At 70.0% G+C, this 25567-nt stretch carries 25 protein-coding genes; 13 read left to right on the top strand and 12 right to left on the bottom strand.

The window, feature by feature from the left end:
- Window position 1: 1 nt before the first annotated feature.
- Window positions 2–1243 (bottom strand): MFS transporter, encoded by a 1242-nt coding sequence (locus ACXKR8_RS13675; RefSeq protein ID WP_458273182.1) that lies wholly within the window; start codon window positions 1241–1243, stop codon window positions 2–4.
- 153 nt (window positions 1244–1396) lie between these two features.
- Between ACXKR8_RS13675 and ACXKR8_RS13670 the strand changes: the two genes are divergently transcribed.
- From ACXKR8_RS13670 to ACXKR8_RS13660, 3 genes are all read left to right on the top strand, one after another.
- Window positions 1397–1699 (top strand): muconolactone Delta-isomerase family protein, encoded by a 303-nt coding sequence (locus ACXKR8_RS13670; RefSeq protein ID WP_458273181.1) that lies wholly within the window; start codon window positions 1397–1399, stop codon window positions 1697–1699.
- 112 nt (window positions 1700–1811) lie between these two features.
- Window positions 1812–2450, top strand: a complete 639-nt coding sequence (locus ACXKR8_RS13665) for an ATP-dependent Clp protease proteolytic subunit (protein ID WP_458273180.1) — start codon at window positions 1812–1814, stop codon at window positions 2448–2450.
- A gap of 1 nt (window position 2451) precedes the next feature.
- On the top strand, window positions 2452–3054 hold the full coding sequence (locus ACXKR8_RS13660) for a ClpP family protease (RefSeq protein ID WP_458273179.1): 603 nt from the start codon (window positions 2452–2454) through the stop codon (window positions 3052–3054).
- A 15-nt stretch (window positions 3055–3069) separates the two neighbouring features.
- Here the strand turns inward: ACXKR8_RS13660 and ACXKR8_RS13655 are convergent, their stop codons facing one another.
- Window positions 3070–3501, bottom strand: a complete 432-nt coding sequence (locus ACXKR8_RS13655; protein ID WP_458273178.1) for a helix-turn-helix domain-containing protein — start codon at window positions 3499–3501, stop codon at window positions 3070–3072.
- 183 nt (window positions 3502–3684) lie between these two features.
- On the opposite strand from ACXKR8_RS13655, the gene ACXKR8_RS13650 reads away from it, so the two are divergent.
- Complete coding sequence (locus ACXKR8_RS13650; RefSeq protein ID WP_458273177.1) at window positions 3685–4332, top strand: RNA polymerase sigma factor; 648 nt, start codon at window positions 3685–3687, stop codon at window positions 4330–4332.
- Window positions 4333–4409: 77 nt separating this feature from the next.
- Window positions 4410–5279, top strand: coding sequence for a hypothetical protein (locus ACXKR8_RS13645; protein ID WP_458273176.1), 870 nt, complete (start codon window positions 4410–4412; stop codon window positions 5277–5279).
- Between the two features lie 72 nt (window positions 5280–5351).
- Here the strand turns inward: ACXKR8_RS13645 and ACXKR8_RS13640 are convergent, their stop codons facing one another.
- Window positions 5352–6275 (bottom strand): aldo/keto reductase, encoded by a 924-nt coding sequence (locus ACXKR8_RS13640; RefSeq protein ID WP_458273175.1) that lies wholly within the window; start codon window positions 6273–6275, stop codon window positions 5352–5354.
- Between the two features lie 102 nt (window positions 6276–6377).
- On the opposite strand from ACXKR8_RS13640, the gene ACXKR8_RS13635 reads away from it, so the two are divergent.
- Together ACXKR8_RS13635 and ACXKR8_RS13630 are read left to right on the top strand one after the other, a co-directional pair.
- The gene (locus ACXKR8_RS13635) at window positions 6378–7454 is read left to right on the top strand and encodes an NAD(P)H-dependent amine dehydrogenase family protein (protein WP_458273174.1); all 1077 of its coding nucleotides are present in this window, start codon (window positions 6378–6380) and stop codon (window positions 7452–7454) included.
- Window positions 7454–7942: a carboxymuconolactone decarboxylase family protein gene (locus ACXKR8_RS13630; RefSeq protein ID WP_458273173.1), complete on the top strand. Its 489-nt coding sequence runs from the start codon at window positions 7454–7456 to the stop codon at window positions 7940–7942. Before ACXKR8_RS13635 ends, ACXKR8_RS13630 begins: the two co-directional genes overlap by 1 nt.
- Before the next feature lie 64 nt (window positions 7943–8006).
- Here the strand turns inward: ACXKR8_RS13630 and ACXKR8_RS13625 are convergent, their stop codons facing one another.
- Window positions 8007–10298, bottom strand: coding sequence for an exo-beta-d-1,3/1,6-glucosidase (locus tag ACXKR8_RS13625; protein ID WP_458273172.1), 2292 nt, complete (start codon window positions 10296–10298; stop codon window positions 8007–8009).
- A gap of 228 nt (window positions 10299–10526) precedes the next feature.
- On the bottom strand, window positions 10527–11747 hold the full coding sequence (locus ACXKR8_RS13620; RefSeq protein ID WP_458273171.1) for a glycoside hydrolase family 19 protein: 1221 nt from the start codon (window positions 11745–11747) through the stop codon (window positions 10527–10529).
- A gap of 343 nt (window positions 11748–12090) precedes the next feature.
- On the opposite strand from ACXKR8_RS13620, the gene ACXKR8_RS13615 reads away from it, so the two are divergent.
- Together ACXKR8_RS13615 and ACXKR8_RS13610 are read left to right on the top strand one after the other, a co-directional pair.
- Window positions 12091–12750 (top strand): TetR/AcrR family transcriptional regulator, encoded by a 660-nt coding sequence (locus ACXKR8_RS13615; RefSeq protein WP_458273170.1) that lies wholly within the window; start codon window positions 12091–12093, stop codon window positions 12748–12750.
- 376 nt (window positions 12751–13126) lie between these two features.
- Window positions 13127–14680, top strand: coding sequence for a cellulase family glycosylhydrolase (locus tag ACXKR8_RS13610; protein ID WP_458273169.1), 1554 nt, complete (start codon window positions 13127–13129; stop codon window positions 14678–14680).
- A 54-nt stretch (window positions 14681–14734) separates the two neighbouring features.
- Here the strand turns inward: ACXKR8_RS13610 and ACXKR8_RS13605 are convergent, their stop codons facing one another.
- Window positions 14735–15769 carry a LacI family DNA-binding transcriptional regulator gene (locus ACXKR8_RS13605; RefSeq protein WP_458273168.1) on the bottom strand — a complete coding sequence of 345 codons (1035 nt, stop codon included), beginning with the start codon at window positions 15767–15769 and terminating at the stop codon, window positions 14735–14737.
- A 321-nt stretch (window positions 15770–16090) separates the two neighbouring features.
- Between ACXKR8_RS13605 and ACXKR8_RS13600 the strand changes: the two genes are divergently transcribed.
- Window positions 16091–16840: a glycoside hydrolase family 16 protein gene (locus tag ACXKR8_RS13600; RefSeq protein WP_458273167.1), complete on the top strand. Its 750-nt coding sequence runs from the start codon at window positions 16091–16093 to the stop codon at window positions 16838–16840.
- Window positions 16841–16914: 74 nt separating this feature from the next.
- Here ACXKR8_RS13600 and ACXKR8_RS13595 read toward each other — a convergent pair whose 3' ends face one another.
- The 5 genes from ACXKR8_RS13595 to ACXKR8_RS13575 all read right to left on the bottom strand — a co-directional run bounded on the left by ACXKR8_RS13595 (window position 16915) and on the right by ACXKR8_RS13575 (window position 20391).
- Window positions 16915–18258, bottom strand: coding sequence for a glycoside hydrolase family 6 protein (locus ACXKR8_RS13595; RefSeq protein WP_458273166.1), 1344 nt, complete (start codon window positions 18256–18258; stop codon window positions 16915–16917).
- A 395-nt stretch (window positions 18259–18653) separates the two neighbouring features.
- Complete coding sequence (locus ACXKR8_RS13590; RefSeq protein ID WP_458273165.1) at window positions 18654–18899, bottom strand: hypothetical protein; 246 nt, start codon at window positions 18897–18899, stop codon at window positions 18654–18656.
- A gap of 51 nt (window positions 18900–18950) precedes the next feature.
- The gene (locus tag ACXKR8_RS13585) at window positions 18951–19088 is read right to left on the bottom strand and encodes a hypothetical protein (RefSeq protein WP_458273164.1); all 138 of its coding nucleotides are present in this window, start codon (window positions 19086–19088) and stop codon (window positions 18951–18953) included.
- 22 nt (window positions 19089–19110) lie between these two features.
- Window positions 19111–19407, bottom strand: a complete 297-nt coding sequence (locus tag ACXKR8_RS13580; protein WP_458273163.1) for an SgcJ/EcaC family oxidoreductase — start codon at window positions 19405–19407, stop codon at window positions 19111–19113.
- 27 nt (window positions 19408–19434) lie between these two features.
- Window positions 19435–20391, bottom strand: a complete 957-nt coding sequence (locus ACXKR8_RS13575; protein WP_458273162.1) for a helix-turn-helix domain-containing protein — start codon at window positions 20389–20391, stop codon at window positions 19435–19437.
- Between the two features lie 102 nt (window positions 20392–20493).
- On the opposite strand from ACXKR8_RS13575, the gene ACXKR8_RS13570 reads away from it, so the two are divergent.
- From ACXKR8_RS13570 to ACXKR8_RS13560, 3 genes are all read left to right on the top strand, one after another.
- Entirely contained in the window at window positions 20494–20925 is a 432-nt protein-coding gene (locus tag ACXKR8_RS13570) for a hypothetical protein (RefSeq protein WP_458273161.1), read from the top strand.
- Between the two features lie 231 nt (window positions 20926–21156).
- Complete coding sequence (locus ACXKR8_RS13565) at window positions 21157–23037, top strand: PxKF domain-containing protein (RefSeq protein WP_458273160.1); 1881 nt, start codon at window positions 21157–21159, stop codon at window positions 23035–23037.
- 458 nt (window positions 23038–23495) lie between these two features.
- Window positions 23496–23891 carry a hypothetical protein gene (locus ACXKR8_RS13560; protein ID WP_458273159.1) on the top strand — a complete coding sequence of 132 codons (396 nt, stop codon included), beginning with the start codon at window positions 23496–23498 and terminating at the stop codon, window positions 23889–23891.
- A 302-nt stretch (window positions 23892–24193) separates the two neighbouring features.
- On the opposite strand, the gene ACXKR8_RS13555 is transcribed toward ACXKR8_RS13560, so the two are convergent.
- Entirely contained in the window at window positions 24194–25330 is a 1137-nt protein-coding gene (locus ACXKR8_RS13555) for a Fic family protein (RefSeq protein ID WP_458273158.1), read from the bottom strand.
- Window positions 25331–25567 lie beyond the last annotated feature (237 nt).

Here is a 25567-nt window from a genome sequence, read left to right as displayed (position 1 = left end):
GTCAGCCCACGGCGTGCCGGGAGCGGCTCATGACGGCGAGGCCGGCGGTCGCCACCAGGCCGTACAGGGCCGGTGCGAGGAACACGTGCGGCAGCCCCAGCAGGCCCACGCCGAGGCCGCCGGTCAGCCCGCCCAGGGCGCTGGCGAGCGCGGTCGAACTCATGAAGACGGCTGAGGCGGTCGCCACGGCCTCGGGCAGCAGGCGCTGGGCGACGATGATGCCCAGTCCGGCGAACACCCCCCACACCCCGCCCATCAGGACCTGCCCGGCGAACATGCCCGCCGCGCTGCCGGTCAGCGCGAAGCACAGGTTCGCGCCGACGCCGAACGCGGCGCCGAGGACCATCAGGCGCATCATCCCGGTCCGGCGCGCGACGACCACCGCCACCGGCATCAGGACCAGCTCGATCAGGGGCTGGATGCCGATGACCGCGCCGCTGACCGCCGTCGGCAGCCGCAGGTCGTCATGCATATAGATCGTCAGATAGCCGTACTTGATCGGCTCTCCCGCGTAGACGAACACATACAGTCCGGTGAACGCGAGCAAGGGCAGCATGTCCCGCACCCCAACCTGCCGCCGGGCGGAGCTTGCGGGCATGTCCGTGGCAGGCGTTTCGGGTGGAGCCGAGCGGGTGCGGGCGAGGCCCATCGGGAGGATCTGCGCCAGGGTGCACACCCCGGTGGCCACGAGCATCGCGCGCGGCCCGGCAGCGGTGGCCAGCAGCGAGCCCGCCACTGGGCCCACGATCCACCCGGCGGTCATCGCCATGCGCACGACCGAGACGACCCCGTCGCCGACGGGGCTGGCGGTGGCCTGCAGGTCGTCGTGGACCGCGGCGAACAGCTGCGACCCGGCGCCGCCGGCGAAGGCCAGGACCACGGCGCTGATCACGAACGGCATCCACACCCGGTCGGCCGCGGCCATGGCGCACCAGCCGAGGAACCCGGCCACGGCGCACAGCCGGAACAGCCCGAGTCGTCGGCCGGTGCGGTCCGAGCGGGCGCCGATGAGGTACCCGGCGACCGGGGCGGTGATGCTCGTGAGGTAGTACAGGCCGGCCGTGGTCAGCGAGACGTGCAGGTCATCGACCAGGAACAGGGTGATCTGCGGGGCGGCGGCCGAGGCCCCGAGCCCGGACAGGAACAGCGCGACGGTCGCCCCGCGGTACAGCGGCGATCCCCACACCGAGCGCATCGCGGAAGGGGCGGGCGCGAGGTCGGCCGCGGCGAGTACAGGTGACAAGGCGGGTCCCCCCGGACGATCAGGTGTAAGAGATCACACACGGTAGCTTCGAACAAAGGGAACATTAATAGTGTTTGTATAGTTGCCTTTAGCTCATGATCTATGTTTACTCTGACACTGGTCAACACCTCGTTTGAGACAGGGAGAAGGACCATGAAGGAGTTCCTGGTCGAGATCACCACGACGATCCCCGAGGGCACCGAGGAGGCCGAGGTCGACCGCCGCCGGGCCGCCGAGGCCGTCCGGGCCGCGGAACTGGCGGCCGCCGGAAACCTGTTCCGTCTGTGGCGCCCGGTCGGCGAGCTGCGCAGCCTGGGCATCTGGTGTGCCGTGGACGAGGCCGACCTGCACGAGAAGGTGCTGGGCACGCTCCCGTTGCGCCCGTGGATGAACGTGAAGGTCACCGCGCTGGAGTCGCACCCCAACGACCCGGGCAGGAGCGATCCCGCCCGGTGACGGGCTCGGATCTGCCCCTGGCGAATCTGCGGCGGGCAGAGCGACCGCGTTCGCGGGTCCCCCAGGGGCAAGAGTGGAGTCGACGGCATCCCCGCCCGACAAGGAGACCCAGATGACTCCACCGACCACCCTCCGGCCCCGCGCGGAGGAGGGCGACACCCAGCACAGCCGCTTCGACGACCACCTGGCCGCCCAGCTGCTCGTCCAGCGCATCGTCCTCCTCGGCACCCAGGTCGACGAGGTTTCGGCCAACCGGGTGTGCGCGCAACTGCTGCTGCTGTCGGCGGAGGACCCGCTCACCGACATCAGCCTGTACATCAACAGCCCCGGCGGCTCGGTCACCGCGGGTCTGGCCATCTACGACACCATGCAGCTCATCCCGAACGACGTGTCGACGCTGGCGATGGGGGTCGCCGCCAGCATGGGCCAGTTCCTGCTCACCGTCGGAGCGTCCGGCAAGCGGTTCGCGCTGCCGAACGCGCGGGTCATGATGCACCAGCCCTCGGCGGGCATCGGTGGCACCGCCGCGGACATCGAGATCCAGGCGCAGAACCTCCAGTTCACCAAGAAGGCCATCGAGAAGATCACCGCCGAGCACACCGGGCAGAGCGAGGAGACGATCACCCGGGACGGTGACCGGGACCGATGGTTCACGGCCGAGCAGGCCAGGGAGTACGGGATCGTGGACCGGGTGGTGGAATCGCTGGCCAGCATCCGCCCGGCCACGTCGCGCCCACGGGTGGGGTTGTGACATGGGGTCGTACACGGTTCCCTATGTCATCGAGCGGACCGCACAGGGTGAGCGGTCCTACGACGTCTTCAGCCGGCTGCTGAACGAGCGGATCGTCTTCCTCGGCACGGAGATCGACGACGGGGTCGCCAACGCGGTCATCGCACAACTCCTGCACCTGGAGTCGGCGAACCCCGAGCAGGAGATCTCCATCTACCTCAACTCGCCCGGTGGATCCTTCACTTCACTGATGGCGATCTACGACACGATGACGTTCGTGCAGGCGCCGATCTCCACGTTCTGCGTCGGCCAGGCGGCGTCGACGGCAGCGGTGCTGCTGGCCGGTGGAGATCCCGGGCGACGGTTCATGCTGCAGCACGCGCGGGTGCTGCTCGGCCAGCCGGCCAGCAACGGCCGGCAGGGGACGGTCTCCGACCTCAGCCTCGCGGCCAAGGAGATGGCCCGCATCCGCTCGCAGGTGGAGGAGATCCTGTCCCAGCACACGCACCACGACATGGCGACGCTGCGCGCGGACATGGACCGGGACAAGGTCCTCACCCCCGAGGAGGCCGTCGCCTACGGGCTCGTCGACGAGGTGGTGCGCCGACGGCTCGCGTTCGGCTGACGACCCCGCGGCCCGTCAGGCGACGAGGCACAGGCCGTCGTACCGCGCCGTGGGCGACGTGCGGTCCCGGCCCGCCCGGCTGCCGGGGTGCCGGGTCAGCTCGTCCTGGGCGAGCGAGAGCAGGTCGGCGAGGCCGAGCCCGAGGGCCTGGGCGGCGGCGGCGAGCACCTCGGAGGAGGCCTCCTTGCGTCCACGCTCCACCTCCGACAGGTACGGCATCGAGATCCGGGCCGCCTCCGCGACGTCCTTCAGCGTGCGCTCCTGGGTGAGCCGTTCGCGCCGCAGCGCGTCGCCGACCAGGTGGCGCCACAGGGGTTCCCTCGGCGCGGGGGCCGGCGGGGTTCCGGTCGGTCGCTGCGGGGCGCGAGGCGCCCCGGTGGAGCCGGGCGGCTGGATCCGCGGGCGCAGGGGGATGACGCGGGCTTCGTTGGGCGCAGGAGTGCTCACCCCTTCAGCCTAGGGATCCGAGCCGCCTGCGGAAGGGAGCGGCGCTCTGCCCTGGGCGAAGCCGCGCGGGGCGGGAAAGTATGAGAGTGTCCTGGCGGGCCGAGCGCCACCGGAGTGAGGGTGTTCGGCAAAGCGGGGGAGCTCAGTGGGAACCTTCAATCGGGTGCCGGACACATGTAGGGCATGGAACTGAACGACGCGGGTCCTGCCGCGCTGGTCGGACGGATCTCCGACCGGGAGTTGTGGGCGCTGGCCGTCGACGGCGACCGGGAGGCCTTCGGTCGGATCTTCGACCGTCACGCGAGGACCGTCTACAACCACCTGTTCCGGCGGACGGCCGACTGGTCCGAGGCCGAGGACCTCACGTCGACCGTGTTCATGCATGCCTGGCGTCGGCGTTCGGAGACGGTCCTGGACCGCGACTCGGCTCTGCCGTGGCTGCTGGGCATCGCCGACGGCCTGGTGTCGAACACCAGGCGGAGGCTGCGGCGGGCGCAGGCGTTGCTGTACCGGCTCGTCTCGCACGACGAGCCGGTGGGCGACCACGCGGACCGCGTCGCCGGCCTGGTCGACGACGAACGCCGGATGTCGGAGATCCACCGGGCGCTGGCGCGGCTCCCGCGCCATGAACGCGAGGTCGTCGAGCTCTGCGTGTGGTCGGGCCTGGATCAGCAGGCGGCCGCGGCGGTGCTGGGGGTGGCGGTCGGGACCGTGAAGTCCAGACTGCACCGGGCCCGGCGGAGGTTGGAGGCCGACCTCGTCGGCGGACGCACGGCTCCGACGTCATTCAGTCCGAAGAATCCCGTCCATGTGGAGGAGGTCGCACGATGAATGACATGCAGGGCATTCCCGCGGCTCCCCCCGATCGTGACCTGCCGAACCATCGGCGGATCCGAGAGGAACTGCTCATGAGGATCGATCCCGAGGACCAGCCCGCTTCGCTGCGCCGCAGTTGGGGACTGCCGCTCGGCGTCGCCGCCGCTGTCGCCGTGGTGAGCGTCGCGGCGGTGACCGCCTTCGGCGGGCACGCGACCGCCAAGCCGGCGCTCGACACCACCGCGCTCGGCACTGGAATCCCGACCAGCGGCGCCACCGCGTCGCCCAGTCGGAGCGCGACGCCGACCCACGGCGCGACGTCTACCCACAGCGCGACGCGGGGCGCCGGGTCGTCCGGGGGCGGCTCGGTGTCTTCGGGCCCGGTGACCCCTGCCCCCGTCTCGTGGACGTTCATCAGCGGGAAGACGCCCCCGATCGCCGCCGGGACCGCCGCCAGGATCCTGGCCTCCTGCATGGGCTCGGAGGCCTCGAAGTACCACGTGGTGATCGCGGTCCGCACGCCGATCGCCTCGAAGGACTGGGACGGCGCGCTCGTCGCCGTCAACTCCGCGGGCCAGTACGTGCAATGCGAGACGAAGGGGGACCGGGGCACCAGCCCGGACTCCCCTCCGACCTTCATCAACAACCGCCTGTGGAACGCGGGTCACACCATCGAGTTCTTTGACTCCTTCGGTGCGTCGGCCGGCCAGCGGGACTCCCTCTCGCTGGGTGCCGGGCACTACACGTCCGCCGTCGCCAAGATCACCGTCAGCTACGACTCCAACCCGAAGGAGTACCCGGTGATCATGGCGGGCGGCGCGTTCTTCTACGCGTCCGACATGACCAACACCTTGGGTTCCAGCTCCTCCAGCCCCGGCTCGTTCGTCCTGACCCCGAACCCCTACCTCCACGCCTACAACGCGGCCGGCCAGGAGATCTACAACCAGGTGAAGGACTCGTAGGTCGACCTTCCGGCGCCACCCGCGCTGCTGCCCCGGCGACATGCCCGGGGCAGCAGTGTTCCGCGAGCGGTCCTACGGGAGGGGGAGGCGCTTCTTGGCCGCTTCGTAGAGGTCGTCGGGCAACGGCCCCTTCTGGGCGACGGCGATGTTGCCGGCCAGGTGGGCCTGGTTGGAGGTGCCGACGATCGTGGTCGACAGGCCGGGGTGGCTGAGCGTGAAGCGCAGGACGAACTCCATGCTGCTCATGCCGGCCTTGCTCAGCAGGTCGTCGATGCCGGAGGTCTCCCAGTTCCGCTGGGCGACGCCGGGAGCCTGGCTCAGCGGCCCGGTCCGCCAGTTGTTCTCCTCCGACGCCGCGCCGCGCGCCGCGCCGCCCCGGATCAAGGTGCCCGCGCCTGCCTCGGCAGCCCGGGTGATGAGTGCCTCGTGATCGCGCTGGACCGCCGAGTACGGGATCTGGAAGACGTCGAAGACACCCAGGGCGAGGTGGTCGGGCAGGTTCGGCAGGATGCCCGACATGCCGATGAAGCGGATCTTGCCCTCGGCCTGGAGCTCCTTGAGCGTCTCGACCGTGCGGTCCTCCCGGAGCGTCGCCCCGCTCGGCGACATGTGCACCTGGACCAGGTCGAGGCGGTCGGTGCGCAGCCGCCGCAGCGACCGCTCGACGTTGGCGCGGACGTTCCCCGGACTGAAGTCGTGGGGGTAGGGCGGCGGCACGTCGGCCGGCGTCTCGAGCGGGCAGCCGCACTTGGAGGAGAGGAAGAACTCGTCCCTGCGGTGGCCGATGTGATTGCCGATCAGTTCCTCGCTGCGGCCGTAGTCGGGCGAGGTGTCGATCAGGTTGATGCCGCCGTCCAGGACCGCGTTCAGCAGACGGCCCGCGTCGTCGTCCGCAATCTCGGGACCGCGCGGCACGCCCCTCAGCTCCATGGCGCCATAGCTGAGGATGGTCACATCCTCGCCGGTGTTCCCGAGGGCTCGCTTCTTGATCGTCATGTTTCCTCATCCTACGCCCAGAGGAACCCGGTGATCCGTGAAGTCAGCTTCGCCTGTGTCACGGCTATGGGAATCGCGAGGTCCTGCGGTTAGCCTCCGGCCATGATTTCCACGGTGGTCTGGGGGACCGGAAACCTCGGGCGGGCGGCGGTGCGGGCAGTGGCCGCCCATCCCGGGCTTGAACTCACAGCGGTGCTCGTGCACGACCCGGCCAAGGTCGGCCGGGACGCGGGCGAACTCGCCGGGCTCGGGCGGCAGTTGGGGGTGGCTGCCACCGACGACGTGGCGGCGGTGCTGGCCGCCCGCCCGCGGGCGGTGGTCTACGCGGCGAGCGGCGACATCCGGCCCGACGAGGCCCTGGCCGATGTGCTGCTGGCGGTCGGGGCGGGAGCGGTCGTGGTCACCTCCGCGCTCTACCCCCTCTACGACCAGCGCAGCGCCCCACCCGAGTTCCGCGAACCGGTGCTGGCCGCGATCGCCGAGGGCAACGGCTCGCTCCTCGTCTCCGGCGTCGACCCCGGTTGGGCCAACGACGTACTGCCGCTGCTGGTCAGCGGATTGGGCAGCACCGTGGACGCGATCCGGTGCCAGGAGGTCTTCGACTACTCCAGCTACGACCAGCCGGACTCGGTGCGCTATCTGGTCGGCATGGGCCAGCCGATGGACTATGAGCCGCCCATGCTGGCCCCCGAGGTGCCGACCATGGTCTGGGGCGGCCAGCTACGGCTGCTGGCCCGGGCGCTGGGGGTCGAACTCGACGAGATCAGGGAACAGGTCCAGCGCCGGGCGCTGGAGACCACGGTCGTCACCCGCACCATGGGCGAGTTCGAGGCGGGCACCCAGGGGGCGGTCCGCTTCGAGGTGCAGGGGGTCGTCGACGGCGAGGTCCGGCTGGTCGTCGAGCACGTCACCCGGATCCACCCCGACTGCGCCCCGGACTGGCCGACCCCGCCGGACGACCACGGCGCCCACCGCGTGATCGTCGAGGGCCGGCCGCGGATCGAGGTCACCGTCACCGCCTCCGACGAGGGCGAGAACCGCTCCGCCGGGGGCAACGCCACCGCCGCGGGCCGCCTGGTCAACGCCGTCGACTGGCTGGTCGAGGCCGGCCCCGGCCTCTACGACGCGCTGGACGTGCCGCTGCGTCCCGCCGTCGGCCGACTCGGAAGGAAGCAGTGATGATCGTCGACATTCCGGAGGACAAGGACCCCATCGCCTACGTCTGGGGCGAGCTGGTGCCCGGCATCGGGGTCGCCGCGGCCGGCTTCTCGCTGGCCGTCTACGAGCACACCACGCTCGGCCTGCGCGAGTTCGAGGCCGCGCGGCTGCGCATCGCGCAGATCAACGGCTGCCTGTTCTGCCTGGACTGGCGTACCGACCGCGACGGCGCGACGGTCGAGCCGGAGTTCCTCGACGCCGTCGCCGACTGGCGCAGCACCGGGGCCTTCGACGACCGCACCCGGCTGGCCGCCGAGTACGCGGAGCGCTACGCCACCGACCACCACGGCATCGACGACGCCTTCTGGTCCCGGATGCTGGCCCACTACAGCCAGGCCGAGGTGGTGGAGCTCACCATGTGCCTCGGCTCCTGGCTCGCCTTCGGGCGCCTCAACCACGTGCTCGGCCTGGACGCCGTCTGCGTCCTCCCCAGCCACCAGGCCGGCTGAGCCGGACCGCGGGGCCGCCGCCGCTACGACCGACCAGCCGTGTGCGGCGACGGCCCACCGCACCTCAGCGCATGTGGAAGCGTGCGCTGAGCAGGTCGGCATCGCGGGAGGAGGGGCCGACCAGGAGGTCGAAGTCCCCGGGCTCGACGGTGCGTCGGCCGTCCGCGTCGACGATGCTGCAGTCCGCGGCGGGGAACGCCAGGGCGAGTTCCGTGGACTGACCGGGGGCGAGGTCGACCTGGTAGTGCGCCTTGAGCTCCTTGTCGGCCCAGGTGGTCGAGGTCACCAGGTCCCGGATGTAGACCTGGACCGTCTCCCGGGCCGGTCGAGAGCCCTGGTTGGTCAGGGTGACCGTCGCCTGGACGAGTTCCTCGGGCCGGAGGTCGGATGCGGTGACCCGCAGGTCGGAGTAGGCGACCTCGGTGTAGCTGAGCCCGTGGCCGAAGGCGAACTGCGGCTCCTGGGTCAGATCGGCGTACCGGTCGCCGTGCTGGCCGCGCAGCTGGTTGTAGTAGACCGGCTGTTGGCCCACGTGCCGGGGGACGGTGACGGGCAGTCGGCCGCTCGGCTCGACCAGGCCGAGCAGGAGTTCCGCCAGGGCCTGGCCGCCGCGCATCCCGGGGCTGAACGCCTGGATCAGCGCGGACGCACCGAGCGCCGACTGCGGCAGCACCATGGGCTTCGAGCTGATCACGACGACCACCAGCGGCTTGCCGGTGGCGGCGAGGGCGTCGAGGAGGGCGATCTGTCCGCCCACCAGTTCCAGGGTGGCGGTGGACCGTGATTCGCCGATCAGCCCGATGGTGTCGCCGACGACGGCGACCACGAGGTCGGACTGCTCGGCGGCGGCGACGGCCGCGCGGAGCAGCTCCGGATCGAGGCCGGCGGGTACGACCACCTGGGGGGCGGGCTGTCCGTCGGGAAGCAGCGGGCCGTTCGGGTTCGGCCCGAACTCGGCGATGCGGGCTCCCGGGGCATGGGCCACCGTCCAGCCCTCGGGCGCCAGCGCCCGCAGCCCGTCGAGCAGGGTCTGGGTGAGGTGCCTGGGCTGCCCGTCGGCCAGCCAGTCGGCCTGGCCGGAGGCGCCGGCCCAGTCGCCGAGCTGGGCATCGGCGTCGTCCGCGTTGGGGCCGACCAGCGCGATCCGCCGGGGCGGGGCCGGGGCGGTCGGCACGGCGCGGCCGTCGGCGCCGGTGGCGGCCTCGGCCAGCAGGGGCAGCGTGCCGTCGTTGCTGAGCAGCACCAGGCTGCGCCGGGCGCTCTCCAGGTTCAGTGCCGCGTGGTCGGCATGACCCACCACAGCGGCCTGGCGTTCCGGGTCGGGGCGGCGGGGGTTCTCGAACAGCCCCAGGTCGAACTTGAGGGTCAGGATGCGGCGGACCGCGGCATCGATCTCGGGCTCGGTGAGCATCCCCCGACTGATGGCCTCCTGTGCGCCCTCGAAGAACTGAGGGGTCGTCATGACCAGGTCGTTCCCAGCCCGGACGGCGCTGGCGGCGGCCTCGGCGTAGTCGGCGCAGACCTTCTGCTCCCAGACCATCCGGCCGACGTTGTCCCAGTCGGTGACGAGGGTGCCGGTGTAGTTCCACTCCTCGCGCAGGACCTCGCGCAGCAGCCAGCGGTTGGCGGTGATGGGGACGCCGTCGATGGACTGGTAGCCGATCATGAAGGTGCGGCAGCCTTCGCGCGCGACCCGCTCGAAGGGCGGCAGGAACCAGGAGCGCAGCTTGCGACGGCTGAGGTCGGCCTCGCTGGCGTCGCGCCCGCCCTGGGTCTCCGAGTAGCCGGCGAAGTGCTTGGCGCAGGCGAGGATCGCCGTGGGGTCGTCCAGTCCGTCGCCCTGGTACCCGCGGACCATGGCCGAAGCCAGTTCGCCGATGAGGTAGGGGTCTTCGCCGAAGGTCTCGCCGACCCGGCCCCAGCGCAGGTCGCGAGTGATGCACAGGACCGGCGAGAAGGTCCAGTGGACACCGGTGGCGGAGATCTCGACGGCGCTGGCCCGTGCGATGCGCTCGACCAGTGCCTGGTCCCAGGAGGAGGCCATGCCCAGCTGGCTCGGGTAGATGGTGGCACCGGAGAAGAACGAGTGGCCGTGGATGCAGTCCTCGCCGACCAGCAGCGGAATGCTCAGGCGGGTTCCCTCGGCGAGGTCCATGGCCTGCGTCAGCCGCTCCGGGGAGGCGTGCAGGATCGAGCCCGCGTACAGGTCCTCGACCTGGTGTCGGACGTCCTCCATCGCGTTGAGCTGCAGCATCTGCCCGACCTTCTCCGGCAGCGTCATCCGCGGCAGCAGGTCGTCGATGCGCTCCGCGGTGGACAGGGTCGGATCCAGGTACGGGAGGTCGGTCACAGTCACTCATCCAGTCTGCGATATACGGGCTGCGCACTCCGTGTGGGCGGGACGCGGCGTGCGGCACCCGTGGAGCGGAGTCAAGAGAGCGCTCTCTCGCTTTTTGGAATGCTACTGGGTCGATACCGAACTGTCAGCAGCCCCGGCCCCCGGTTCGGAGACATGCGGCTGCGGAGACATGCGTCTGCGGCGGCACCGGTGCTTACGGTGCCGCCGCAGACGCATGGCCAAGCCCTAGCAGCTGAGGTTGCTGCCGGCCGGGACGCCCAGGATCTGGGTGAACTGCTGGTAGTCGTTGATCCGGTCCTGCATCTCGGCGGTGTTGTTGCCGTTGCACTCCAGGCTGCCGTTGATGGCGCGGATGGTCTGGCCGAAGCCCGCGCTGTTGACCATCGCGTTGTGCGAGGTCATGGTGCCGGCGCCGGTCGAGGTGTTCCAGAACCAGAGGCCGGTCTTCCAGGCCACGGAGGCGTCGGTCTGCACCAGGTTCGGGTTGTCCAGCAGGTCGATGCCGAGCGCGTCCCCGGCGGCCTTGTAGTTGAAGTTCCAGCTGATCTGCAGCGGGCCGCGCCCGTAGTAGGCGTAGGTGCCGGCCGGGCAGCCGTACGGCTCATTCGCGCAGTAGTTCCCCGACTGGTCGATCTCGGTGACGTAGACCAGTCCGCCGGTCTCGTGGTCGACGTTCGCCAGGAACGCCGCGGCCTCCTGCTTCTTGACGGTGTCGCTGCCGGTGGTGGCGAAGCTCGGGTACGCGCTGAGCGCCGCGGTGAGGCCGCTGTAGGTGTAGAAGGAGTTCCGGTTCGGGAACATCTGGTTGAACTGGGCCTCGCTGACCACGAACCCGCCGGGCGGGGGCGTCGTACCGCCGCCGCCGGTGGAGAGGTTGAAGGACTGGGCCGCGGTGCCGTTGCAGGTGTACTGCTGCAGCTGGACGCTGTCCGCCGTGGAGGCGGACGGGACGTCCAGGCACTTGCCGCTGAAGCGGTTGACGAAGTGGTAGGTGCTGCCCGACTGCAGCACCGGCAGCCACTGCTGGTTGTTGCCGCCGCCGTAGGTCCACAGCTGGATCAGCGAACCGTCGGCGCTGGAGACGTTGGCGTCGTCCCAGACCTGCGCGGTGCCGGCGGCGCTGCCGACCTGGAAGTAGCCGCCGCTGGTGGCGGTGAACACCCAGTTCTGGGCGTTGGTGCCGTTGCAGGCGTACTGCTGGACGGCGGTGGCGTTGGCGGTGCCCGCCGCCCTGGCGTCCACGCACTTGCCGCTGTTGACGTTGGTGACGGTGTAACTGGTGCCCGAGCTGACCGCCGCCGAGGCGGTGGGTGCGAAGGCGAGGGTGAGGCCGCTCGCGGCCAGGACGGCCGCGCCGGTCAGCGCCACCGCGGAGGACAGCCGACGCAGTGGCCGGGTCCGGCGTCGGGGCAGGGACCGGCGTCGGGGCAGGGGGAAGGCGCGCATGGGGGTACTCCCTTGCTGTGGAGGGGGAGAAAGGGTGACGGGCCTGCGTCCTCGCTGATGTGGGGGCAGAGCGGGACGGCTTGGCGCCCGGGACGGGCGGGATTCAGTGGTGTACCGCCAGGCCTGTGGACGCCGGGCATTGACGGGGCGTCAGCACTTTCCTCAAGACATGATTGAACTTCACATCGCATGTCCCCGTCAAGGTCTAGACCTGTCAGTCCGTGGACGACTCGGCCTGCGGCGTGGGTGCGACGCGGGTGCGACGTGGGTGCGGCTTCGGTGCGACGGATAGCCTGGGCTGGATGCCGGACGATCGGGCTTCCGGCGGAAGGGCGCGGTGAGCATGGATGAGGCAGCGCCGCAGTACCGGCGGGAGCGGTCCCGGCTGCCGGCGGCCCAGCGGCGGCGGCAGATCATGGAGGTGACCTCTGAGCTGATCGCCGAACGCGGCTTCTGGGGCCTGTCCATGCAGGACGTCGCCGACCGGTGCGGGCTGACTGTCCCCGGCCTGCTGCACTATGTCGGCTCGAAGGTCGGGCTGCTCGTCGCCGTGCTGGAACACCGCGACGTCGAGGACGCCCAGTCGCTGCGCGTGCAGCTCGGCGTCGGCGAGGACGAGGTGCCCGACGAGTGGTCCGCCGGCGGCCCGGAAGGCGTCGACCTGCGGCAACTGTGCGCCGTGACGATGCGACGCAATGTGCGGCAGCCCGAGATCGTGAGACTGTTCGCGGTGCTGGAGGTCGAGTCGTTGAACCCCGGGCACCCGGCGCACGACTACTTCGCGGCGCGCCAGGCGCGGGTGGTCTCCTCGTTCGCCGCGCTCGCCGGGGAGCTCACCGACCGTCCGGAACTGCTCGCCCGGCAGATCGTGGCGATGATGGACGGCCTGCAGGTGCAGTGGCTGCGTGCTCCGGAGAGCATCGATCTGGTCGAGGAGTGGGACACGGCCGCCGAGACCCTGTTCGGCCGATTCGCCGACGGGCGCAGCCGCGGGCCGGCCTGAACGGCCGGTCGGCGGCTTCGGTCACCGGTCGACCATGATCCATGAACTGCTGTGAACCGCTTGGCCTTTGTGCATCAGCCCTCTTGTCGGGGAGCCTGCCGTGGGGTACGTTCCCAACCCAGATCCTACCTAGTACCTACTAGGTACTCATTACTTGTTCGACCCCACTGGCCGCCTCGCCCCGGACGCCTCGGATCCACCGGGTCAGATTTGACATGCCCACCACTAGAACGCCCGATGCCGGCTGCCCTCGGCCTCAGCGTGACACCCCCGCCAGGGCAGGCCGCTGTTCCACCGCCGGTCGCACCACAGCTCCCTGACCCACCACCCCCACCCCGGATCAACCCCCCCGGATCAACGCAGGAGGCACGCCACGATGCAGTCCCCCCACCAGCATCCCGACCGTCACCGACGCCGCGCGTGGCGTACGGCAGTCGCCCTCGCGGCAGCCGCGGCTCTGAGCATCGCCACGGCGTCGCTGGCCAGCGGTACGGCCTCGGCGGCCACCAACACCCCCGGCACGATCGTGGGCCAGCAGAGCGGTCGGTGCGTCGACCTGCCGGGCGCCGGCACCGCGAACGGCACCGCTGTCCAGCTCTACGACTGCAACGGCACCGGCGCGCAGCAGTGGACGGTGCGTTCGGACGGTTCCATCCTGAACCCCGGTTCGGGCCGGTGCGTCGACGTGACGGCCGCCGGTACGGCCAACGGCACCCGTGTGCAGCTCTACGACTGCAACGGCACCGCCGCTCAGCACTGGACGGTCAATGCCAACGGCAGCATCAGCAATCCCAACTCGGGCCGGTGCCTTGACGCGAACGGCAGCGCGAACGGTTCCTACCTGCAGATCTGGGACTGCGCCGGCACGGCCAACCAGCACTGGACGGTGAACGCCGGCACCGGCACGGGCACCGGCGGCGGCAACAGCTTCTGGTCGCAGATCCACGCCGGCTGGAACCTCGGCAACTCCTTCGACGCGACCTGTGGCGAGACCTGCTGGGGCAACCCGGCGACGACCAAGCCGATGATCGATCTCATCTCGACCAAGTTCAACTACATTCGTATCCCGGTGACCTGGTCCGGGCACATGACCAGCGGGGCGCCGAACTACACCGTCGACCCGACCTACTTCGCCCGCCTCAAGCAGGTCGTGGACTGGGCCATCAGCGACAACATGTTCGTCGACATCAACATCCACCACGACGGCGGCGGCGACAGCTGGCTCATCCCGAGCACCGGGGCCATGAGCACGACCGAGCCGGAGTTCGTCGCGCTGTGGAAGCAGATCGCCACCTACTTCAACGGCGAGAGCAACCACCTGCTGTTCGAGGCGATGAACGAGCCGCAGGACGCCAACGGCGGCAACCGCTACGGCGGCGGCACATCGGACAACTGGGGCCCGATCAACACGTTGAACCAGGACTTCGTCAACGTCGTCCGCTCGACCGGCGGCAACAACTCCACCCGCTGGCTGATCGTGGTGCCGTACGGGGCCAACGCGCAGACCGGTGCGGACAACCTCACGGTGCCCGCCGGCGCCAACATCGCGGTGTCGCTGCACACGTACAACCCGTGGGCCTTCGCCTCCACCACCGCCCCGAACTACCTCACCTGGGACGGCTCGATGAACTACCTGCCGGACGGCGACGTGAACAACGCCAACCGGCTGTTCACCAGCAGGGGCATCCCGGTGACCTGGACGGAGTTCGGCGCCACGGTCAAGCCGTACAACGGCGGCGACAACTCGGCCGAGGTCGCGAAGTTCGAGACCCACGTCACCTCGTACGCCAAGCAGTTCGGTCAGAAGACCGTGGTGTGGGACAACGGCTACACCGGCGTCGGCGACGACCAGTTCGGCCTGCTGAACCGCACGACGGTGCAGTGGCAGCGGCCGAACATCGTCAACGCGCTCCAGGCCGCGGCCGGCTGACCCCGAACAGCGAGGGCTCCGTCAGTTCCGGACAGGACGTAACGGCGCAGGCCGTTACGTCCTGTCGGCGTGGTCCTCCGGGGCGCTGTCGCGGACGGTGAGGTGCGTGGGCAGGATCAGCGGGCTGGGGTCCTGGCCGTCGATGGCGTCGACGAGCATGCGTGCCATCTCGCGCCCCAGGGCGCGGACCGGCTGGTGCACCGTCGTGAGGGGCGGGTCTGCGTAGGGTGCGCCGGCGAGGTCGTCGAAGCCTACGAGGGCGACGTCGTGCGGCACGCTGAGGCCGTGGCGCCGTAGCGCGCGCAGGGCGCCCAGCGCCATGTTGTCGCCGGCGGCGAAGACCGCGTCGATGTCCGGGTGGGCGGTGAGCAGGCGCTCCATTGCAGTCTCGCCCCCGGGCAGGGTGAAGTCCCCGGCTTCCAGCGCGACGAGAGATCCCCCGGCCACGAGCAGGGCTTCGCGGAAGCCCTGCTCGCGTGCGACGCAGGCTTGCAGGTCGACCTGGCCGGTGATCATCGCGATGCGTCGCCGGCCGGTGCGGAGCAGGTGTTCCGCGGCCAGGCGGCCACCGCCGCGGTTGTCGGGGTCGACATACCAGCGGGGCGTGCTGTGCAGCGGCAGGCCGCCGAAGACCACCGGCAGGTCCGTCTGCTCGGCCAGGTTTCCCAGCGGATCGTCGCCGCGTACGGCCATGAGCATCAGCCCGTCCGCGCGGCGGCCGCCCAGGATGCGCTGGAGCCGGTCCGTGCCGCGGGGGGTGTGCGCGAGCAGCAGGATCAGCTCCAGGTCGGTGTGTTCGAGGAACGAGCTGACCCCGACGGTGACTTCGGCGAAGAACGGGTCGGCGAACAGCGTCGGCTCGTCGCTGGAGACGGCTAGCACGACCGCACCGACCCGGCGGGTGACCAGGGCACGCGCCGTCGGGTTGGGGACGTAGCCCAGCTCGTTGACGGCACGCTGCACGGCGTCGCGCTTGGCCTGGCTGACATGGGGATTGTTGTTGATCGCGCGCGACGCCGCGGTGCGCGAGACTCCCGCACGGGCTGCGACCTCGTCCAAGGTGGGCTGTCGTCGCGGCGATGCCTGCATGGGTCCTGTCCCTCCACGAGACGTCGGCGGTCCGCGCTGATGGCCTTCGGTCAGCCAACGCCGGAGCGTCGATGGTAGCGCTTCCACGATGGAAGCCTGTGGTGATCTACGCACACCTGCAGGAAATCTCGTGTTGACACTCTTGACACCCCTCCGCCCCCAGCCAATCATCGTCAATGATGGAAGCGCTTCCATTTTTGACGATGGCGAGCCTCCCATATTCGCTCAGTTGTGGGGAATCCCGCTATGGAAGCGCTTCCAAATTTTCTGAGCGCCACCGTCCGAGCTACCCCTTCGGCCGTAGTACCAGGAGGTACCACCATGCCCCTGCCCCCGCCCCTGCCCCTGCTCAAACCAGCGCGGCTGCTGATCGCAGCCCTGGCGGCGTGCCTGCTGCTCGCGCTCACCACCGTCCCCGCCCACGCCAGTTCCTGGGGCACGCCCCAGTCCCTGAACTCCCTGAGCTTCTGGAACGTCGTCAGCGGTAGGTGGACGGCCAACAACGAGTTGGAGACCTACACGCCCAACTGCGTCTGGTACGACGGCAGCACACTGATGATCAAGACCTACAACGCCGGCGGCGGCGTGTACGACTCCGGCCGCGTGGAGTCCAAGGCCCTCTACGGCTACGGCACCTACAGCTTCACGGCGAACATGCCCAACGGCGACGGCCTGCTGCCCGCCGTGTGGGGCGCCTACCTCAACCCGTGGCTGCCCGAGATGGACGCCGCTGAGATCATCGGCTCCCACCCGAACACCGCCTACCAGACCTTCCACGATCCCAGCAACAACCAGACCCAGTGGGCGGTGAACAAGTCCAGCGGCTGGACCAACACCTTCCACACCTACTCGTTCACCTGGTGGCCCGACCACATCGACTTCAGCACCGACGGCGTCTTCACCGGCACCAAGTGGTTCAGCACCGCCTCCGGCGTCGGCATCCACTTCATCATCGACACCGCCGTCGGCGGCGACTGGCCCGGCAACCCCGACTCCTCCACCTGGGCCACCGCCGACGGCGCGCGCTACCTGAAGGTCAGCGCCGTCACCTACACCCCCTACTACCCCTGACCCACCGGGCCGGCGCCCGCCACCACAGGCGGGCGCCGGCCCCAGGCGCAACCGGCGGGTCAGTACACCCGGGCTCAGCCCAGCTTCGGGGTGGCCAGTTGGGCCAGTTGCAGGGCCTGGGCCGGGAACCAGGAGCCGGCGGCCGGGTCGACCTGGCCCCACAGCGGGTCGAACGCCGATTGGCCGGTGGCGTCGGTCGGCCAGCCGGGGCGGCTGTAGGCGGTGTAGTCCCAGCTCCGCACGCCGCCCAGAGCGTCGCACTGGCCGTCGGACTGGCCCGGCGTCTTCGCCCACAGGTCGGCGTCCAGCAGCGGCACGCCGGTGTTCGCGGTGGGGCGGACGCCCAGCCCCGCATCGGTGGGGTTGCACCAGTTGCCCTGCATCAGCACGGCCACGGTGGAGGCGCTCTGGTTGTACGGCGCCGCGCCGTACGCCGCCATGGTGTTGGCGCCCTTGCCGTTGCGGCTGGTGTCGACCACGTAGTGGGTACTGGGCACCGCGCCGCCGAGGTTCTGGGTGTACCAGGCGGTGGTCTGGCTCCAGGTGCTGAAGTCGTCCACGGTGGCCGGGTAGTACTGGCTGGCGCAGTACTCGGGGTGGCCGTAGGCCCAGTGCGAGGGATCGGTGACCATGGCGATGCAGTCGGAGATCCACGAGCCGTAGTCCTGCGACTCGGCATTGGTGCGGAAGTTGGAGACGTTCAGGAAGAAGCCCTGCGTCCCCTGCACGCCTGCGGCCAGCAGCCGCGTGGTGATGTTGGGGACGGCCTGCCAGTGCGGGTTGGTGCCGTCCAGGTAGACGCCGGTGTTCGGGTCCTGCTCCAAGGCACTTGCCGCGTAAGCGACTTCGGAGGTCCGCTCGGCATCGGTGCGGGGGTAGGAGGCGGCTGGGAGGTTGCAGTCGGAGGGCTCGTTGCCCAGTGCGTCCGGCTCGACCAGCAGCACCGCGTGGGCGCTGCCGACCGCGGCGGCGACCGCGTCCACCCAGCTCTGGTAGGCCGCCTGGTCGGCGGCCCCGCCCGCGGAGTACTCGGAGCAGTCGCGGCCGGGTATGTCGTAGACCACGAACACCGGCTCGGCCCGCTCCAGGGCGGCCTCGGCCAGGGTGGTCCGCACCTGCTTGCCCACCTGTGCGGGCGTGCCGCCAGTGAGCCAGACGGCGGAGGGCGCCGCCTCCATCTTCGCCAGCAGCGCGGCGTCCTTGAGGTCGCCCTTCTTCGCCAACTGGACGATCTGCTGCACCGATCCGTCCGCCGGCGGTGGTACGAAGAAGCGGGCGGACGGGCTGATGGCGTGCCCGTTGGCCCCGGCGGACGCGGCTGCGGCGGACGCTGTGCCGGGCGCGAGCCCCGCCAGGCCGGCACCGAGGACCAGCGCCACGATGGCGGCCAATGGCCGCCGGAGACTGCGTGGTTGCACGATGACTCCAAGGGTGGGAGTAGAAATACTGGAAGCGCTTCCAGTGCTCGACATGCGCTGTCGGGCCTTCAGAACCTGGACGAGATGGTGCTTCTTCGCTCGTTCTCTGTCAATGACTTGAACGAAAGATTGGAAGCGCTTCCATGCTTCCCCGGTCGCGGCTAGCATCTCCCTTGCAGATCCGGGGCTCTTCGGCGACCCCTGCCACACCCAGGTCCTGGTCGGCGTCAGCGCGGTGCTGGTTAGCACGGAGAGCAGCAACAGCTGGCCACCGTCGGTGGCGGTGAGGAGTTCGCCGGTCGGAGTCACCGTGAGCGCGGTCAGGCGCGACTCGGGCGGGCCATTGTGCTCGGTAGCCGCGAGATGGCGTCCGTCCGCGCTGGGCGGCTGCCTGGTCACTGCCACGCCGCAGCCGGCGTCAGCTCCATTCGGTCCCACCCGGCGGCGTCCGCGTACCCCTCCGCCTCAGCCCCGACGGCCCCGAGTTCCCGCAACTGCTCCCCGCCGCAGTCCCAGATACGGACCGCCGGGCGTTCGGCGTCCCAACACGCCACCAGCGGCAGCCGCGGATGACACACCAGCCGCTCCACCGAACACCCGTCCCCGACCAACGCCCGTGCCACAACCTTGAGATCAGTCACACCAGCACAGTAGCCAGCGGCACTGACAGCAGGACGAGGGCGATTCCGGCTTCACCCGGCGGACGCTGCCGGGGCGGCGGCGGCCTGGGCGTCCAGGGCCATCGCGGTTTCCAGCGAGATCAGGCGCGCGTTCTGCAGCGTCGCGACCTCCCAGCGGTCGTTCTGCCACACGACCGCGAGCAGCTGCATGAAGTGGCGGCTCGACAGTGGCTCAGGCTCGCCCCGGCATCACCATGGAGACGCGGTGGTGCACCACGCCCCAGCCCGGGCGGACGATCCGGGCGAACGGCACCTCACCCCGTACCAGCCGGGAACCCTTCAATACTGTGTCGAAGAGCGGCTGGTTGCATGCGATGACCGCCTCGCGGCCCTTGTGAACGGTTCCCTCGAAGTCCACGAGCTCGGCGTCATCCGCGAAATCGGCGACGAACGCGGCGGCGTCACCGTTGTTCCAACCCTCGTTCATCCGGGCCGGGATGGCGCTCATTGCTTCGACCGACTGTTCCATGTGATCGCCTTTCTGCTTTCTACGTTTTCAGTCACCATCCTCGGTGGGCCGGGCGGCGGACGCGTTGACCATCTGTGCACGGTTGTTGGACGTGAGCGTCACCGCGTTGTATCCGTAGGTGGCCTTGAACAGTCGGCTGAAGTGCGCCGGATCGGCGAACCCCCAGGCTGCGGCGACGGCTGCGACGGTGCGGTCGGTCCCGGCCAGGTCCGCGCGGCACCGCTCCAGGCGCCGGCGGCGGATCAGGGCCGCCACGGTCAGTGGCTGGTTCTCGATGAGCTTGTGCAGGTGGCGCACGGACATGTGGTGTGCCGCGGCGACCTTCGCCGGGGCGAGGTCCCGGTCGGACAGCCTGGCTTCGATGTAGCCGACGATCCTGGTGCGCAGGGTCTCGTCGGCGACCGGGCGCGCGTGGCCCAGCTGGGCCGAGAGCGCCACCGCGATCAGCTCGATGACCGCGGCCGCCGACCGGTCCGCCTCGTCGGCGCGGAATCCGTCCAGGGAGCGCGTCATGTCCCGCGCCATGTCCCGTGCGAGTGAGGACACCAGGGCCGCGGGGCCGCGGTCGCCGGGGATACGCACGCCGGCCAGCCGGGCGGCCTCGTCCGGTCCCAGCCGCAGCGAGTGCCGCGGCACCAGCATGGTCACATGCGTGGTGGCGGTGCTGGCGAAGCGGACCGGCCGCACCGGGTCGATCAGGACCAGGTCGGCGGGCCCGAGCACAGCGGTGCTGCCGCCCTGCTCGGCACACACCCACCCTCGCGTCACCAGCTCGATCTGCCACAGTTCGCTGTCGGCGGCGCGGGCGGACCGCGCGTCCCGGAAGCACTCGCCCTCCGGGGTCACCAGCTCGGCCAGCCGCAGCGGCCCCAGATCGCGGGTGACGACGTCGGCGCGGAAGTCGTCGGCGACGGGCCGCCGGCCGCGCAGGGGCGGCAGGCCGCTGGTCGCGAGAGTCTCCAGAAAGGCGTCGGCGCCGGTCATACGACGTCAGCGCGCGTGACGCGGTGCAGGACGCCGTTGTCGCATGTGTGGTACTCCGGGTGCTGCATGATTCCGATCATTACACAGCCCAAGCCCGGGTCCGTGACGGTCATCGTCACCGCCGAGCTGTCAGCGACCACGCTGAGCTGGCAGTCGCCGTACTCGCTGCTCTGCGTGGTGTCGATGCTGCAGGTGCCCGAGCTCGCGGTCGTCGCGGTGATCGTGGCCGGGGTGTCCGAGAATCGCAGGTCCAGGGTCAGGCCACGTACGGGTCGGCGTGCGCGTGCGCGGCAGCTCGGCGACGCGGGCCAGGACCGGCGCCAAGGTGGCCGTCAGGGCTGCGAGCCGGTGGCGCGGTCTGCCCCCGTGGAGGGCAGCTTCGGCGAGGGCGGAGAAGTGTTCCGCCGACCCCGCATCAGTCCCGAGAGTCAGGTCAAGAGACTTATTTCGTCTGACTTTGATCGTTTTGGATCACCCCCTGTGCACCTTTTGGCCGCCTTGCGGTGTGGGCGGGTTTTTGTCGGGTTGATGTGATTGTTCGCATCCGGTGGAGGTTATGTGTGTGCCATGGTGGACGGGACGGCGCCATGCCCCAAGTCCTCTTTTTTTGCAGGTGAGTTGACGTGCCGGGTCGCTGTTGCCTGCCGTCTTCTGTGCCTGCGCCCCGGGGCGTGGTGACCGTTGCGGTACCGCGCCCCGGGGCGGTCGCAGGGAGGCCCACCGGTCTCCTGCCGCCTCGGTGCGCAGATGAGGGGGGAGACCTTCATGTCGTTCTTGACCACCCCGTCCCGTGCGTCCGGGGCCCGAAGGGGTTCGCGGGTGACCGCGCTGGCCGCCGCCGGGGCCCTTGCACTGGGCGGCCTGACCGCCCTGGCCGCGCCCGCGCACGCAGCCACAGGCGACCGGATCGCCTACGTCGCAAACCTGCGCGGCAACTCGCTCAGCGCCATCGACACCGCCACCGGCACGGTGGCCGCGACCATCCCCGTCGGCACCTTCCCCACCGCGGTGGCCGTGTCCCCGGACGCCTCCACCGTGTATGTCACCAGCCAGGGCAGCAATACCGTCTCGGTGGTCGACACCGCCACGGACACGGTCACGGCCACGATCCCGGTCGGTCTGGGCGCGTCGACCATCGCGGTGTCCCCGGACGGCTCGCTGGTGTACGTGGGCGACAACGTCGGGCCGGGCATCGGCGGGATCACCGTGATCAGCACCGCCACCGACACCATCACCGGCACCATCGTGACCAGCAACCAGCCCAACAGCATCGCGTTCACCCCCGACGGCACCGGGGCCTACGTGGCCAACTTCGTCGGCGGCTCGGTGTCCGTCATCGACACCGCCACCAGCACGGTAGCCGCCACCGTGCCCATTCCGCCCCAGGCCGCCGGGGTGGCCCTCACCCCCGACAGTGCCCATGCCTACGTGGCCAACTACAACAACGGCACCGTCCTGGTCATCGACACCGCCACCAACACGGTCACCGCCACCATCCCCGGCCTGTCCAGGCCGTACAAGGTGTCGGCCACCCCCGACGGCGCCCACGTCTACGTCACCAACCAGGGCAACAACACGGTCTCGGTCATCGACACCGCCACCAACACGATCACCGCCACCATCCCCGTCGGAACGGGCCCCGGCGGCATCGTGGTCGACCCGGTCACCGGCAACGCCTACGTCACCAACGCCAGCGGCAACACCGTCTCGGTGATCGACACCGCCACGAACACCGTCACCGCCGCCATCCCCGTCGGCAGCACCCCCTACGACGTCGCCCTCGCGCCCGCACCCCTGGCGGTGACCGCGATCAGCCTCGGCCAGGGCCTGACCTCCGGCGGCGGGACCGTGACCGTCACCGGTACCGGCCTGGCCGGCACCGGCGCCGTGTACTTCGGCACCACACCGGCCACCGACATCCACGTCGTCAACGACCTGACCGTCACCGCCACCATCCCGGCCCACGCCGCCGGCACCGTCGACGTCACCCTCACCACCCCGGCCGGCACCAGCACCACCACCACCGCCGACCAGTACACCTACCTGGCCCCGCCCTCGGTCACCGGCGTAAGCCCCGGCAGCGGCCCGACGGCGGGCGGGACCACAGTCACGGTCACCGGCACCGACCTGGCCGGCACCACCGCGCTCACCTTCGGCGCCGGCCACCCGGCCACCGCCGTGTCGTGCACCGCGACCTCCTGCACCGCCACCGCCCCCGCTGAGGCCGCAGGCACCGTCGACGTCCAGGTCACCACCGCCGGCGGCACCAGCGCCGCCAGCAGCGCCGACCACTACACCTACGTCACCCCGTTCACCTTCACCGGCTTCCTCCTGCCCGTACTCAACCCTCCCTTCCTCAACCCCCGCGTCCCTGGCCTGGACGTACCCGTCTCCTTCACCCTGCACGGCAACAAGGGCCTGGGCGTCGTCGCCGCCGGATCCCCGACCACCGTGCCCGTCAACTGCCTGACCCACGCCCCCACCGGCACTCCCACCGCCACGGCCAGTGACGGCTTCACCTACAGCACCCTGCTCGGCGTCTACACCTACAAGTGGAAGACCACCACCGCCCTGCACGGCACCTGCCAGCGGTTCACTCTCCAGCTCACCGACGGCAGCACCCACACCGCCTACTTCGCCTTCTAGAACCACCACGCATGCCTGCGGCCCCGGATGCCCGCCTGATGGGTAGCTGGGGCCGCACTGCGTCCCGCGCAACGGCCCCAGCCGAAGATCTCCCGCTTTACGCGGGACGGGACCGGGCACCGGCGCCTCGCGGGCTGCCCTGGCCGGTCGCCGTAGCGCGACCGGCACCGCCTGTGGGGGCGGAGCGGGTGCACCGGACTCCGAAGGAGACCGCCATGTCCCTGCGTAGCACCCGAAGCCCCACTGGCCGCGTCCAGGCGCGGTACCCCTGGCCGCGGCGCTACTGCTGGCCGGCGTCCGGCACCGTGGTCGCCACCATCCTGGGCACCTGACTCTCACCCCGTCAGTGCGGCACAGCACTGGTATCTGCCGCGCTGAGGGCTCCGGCCTGCCTGGCGAGCATCGTGCTGAACTTCTCTCCCCCCGTCTCCGGCCTGGTCCTGCCCAGCCCTGCGCCCGTGACCAGCTCGACCGGGACCGGGACCGGGACCGGGACCGGGACCGGCACCATCACCACCTGCGTGTTCCCCGGCGGCGGAGCCACCACGGGGACGTTCACCTACGCCCTGACCGGAAACCTGACGTGCGTCTCGGCGCAGAACGTGGCCGGGATCCTGGACATCGCCTGGGCGGATGGCACCGGCAGCCACGCCACGGTTACCAGCCTGGTCCCCGGGCTGGGCGGCGCCGGCGGCGCGGTCGGCCTGACCGCGACGATCACCACCGGCCGGTTCCCGGGCGACCAGGTCACCATCGCCAACATCCGCGACCCCCTGGCCCGGGTGACCTGCCTCACCACCGGACTGGCCACCGCCACCGGCGCCACCAGCCTCACCTTCACCCAACCCCTATAAGGCAACTCCTGGGCAACTCCCACGGCCGGGACGCCTTCACGGCCACTTCGCCGACCACCGGCCTGCGCCCTCTGCACGATTGAGGCGCGGCCCTTGGCTCGGCCACCACGTGATGGTGCATGAGCAGTACCGGGTGCCACGTGATGGCACACAAGTTGCGTCGCAAAGGCTGCGCGGGTCAGATGCCCTTTAGATGTCGAAGTACAACTCGAAGAGTGCTCTGACCTGTGGATTTCCGAGGCCCAACTGATCATCTTGCACAATCGCTGCATAAGAAGCTGATCAGAGACGCTGAATGCCGATCAGCTGGTGTAGGGATTCCTGAGAGTCATCGGGGTGCGCGCGATGTCCAAGGCAGGCTGGGGGAAGCGAGGGCCGGCCGTGTAGTAACGGGCGCGGGTCCGGCCGACTGGTTCGAGGAGCTGCGCAGTGACGAGATCGCGCAGGTCGCGTTGTGCCTGTTGCAGACTCAGGCCCTCGACGTGTTCGTAGCGGGAGCGACGGACGCGTCCGGCCATGGCCACGTCGTGCAGGGCGGTCACCGTACGTTCGTCCAGGCGGTTGCTCTCGGCGAAGCCGGCGAGCGATCCCCAGGTTCGGCCGGAGCGGTCGAGTCGGCCTTGGACGGTCTGGGCTTGTTGGTGGTAGGCGGTCAGGTTGAAGCGGATCCAGCTGGAGACGTCTTGGTCGGGGACGTACTCCGGTCCCCGGTCGGCGAGTTCGCGGTAGTACTCCCAGGTGTTGCCGGGGCGGCCCAGCCATGCCTCGATCGACGAGAACTCCGGGGCCAGCACGCCCTCTCGGGCAATCATGAGCGTCTGCAGCGACCGGGACATACGCCCGTTCCCGTCAGCCCAGGGGTGGATGGAGACGAGGTGCAGATGTGCCATGGCGGCTCGCACCAGGAGGTGGACCCCGTCCTCGGCGTTCAGCCAGTTGACCAGTTCTTGCACCAGTGCGGGAACGCCTTCGGCGTTCGGGGCCGTGTAGGCCGCGATGCTTGGGTCGCGGGCGTCGGTGACATACACGGGGCCGCGACGCCACTGCCCTGCCGGCTTTCGCACAGCATGGCGATGGCCCTGCAGCATCCAGTGCAGCGCGTTGAGCAGGCCCTTGCTGTAGCTGAAGTCCTGGGCGTCGTGGAGTGTCTGGATGTACGTCATCATCCGCTGATAGGCGAGGGTCTCCTCGCGGTTCTCCTCGGAGACCTCGACGTCGCGCTCGCCGTCCATCAGGTCTTCGACGTCGACGGTGGACACCTTGAACCCCTCGATGGAGTTCGAGGCCGCAACGGCATCAGCGGTCAGGAACTTGCGAAGTCCAGCGGTCCACTTCGAGGGCGTCGCACGCACCTGATGTCGCAGGTCCTGCCGCATCTGGTCGATCTCGCCGAGCACCTGCTCGTCGACGGCGCTGAGGGTGGGATTCGGGTAGAGCATGCCAGGAATAATATATTGACGCAGTCATTACGTCAATCAATCGCTGCCGGATCGGCTGCTCCGGTCAAGCCTCAACCGTTCAACCTGGCCGGAAGCTCTCTCCAGTCCTGTATCGAGCCAAGGATCAGCTTCCTGTGTCATCCCTGGGTACGCACATCCGTTGCGCCCATGTGGCGGAAGCAAGGGATTTCCACTCGATCGAATGATGGAGTCTGGGAACAACTGTTGGAATCTGCT

This window comes from Streptacidiphilus sp. PAMC 29251, from assembly GCF_054208735.2.
This window is presented reverse-complemented; position numbering and strand designations above follow the sequence as displayed.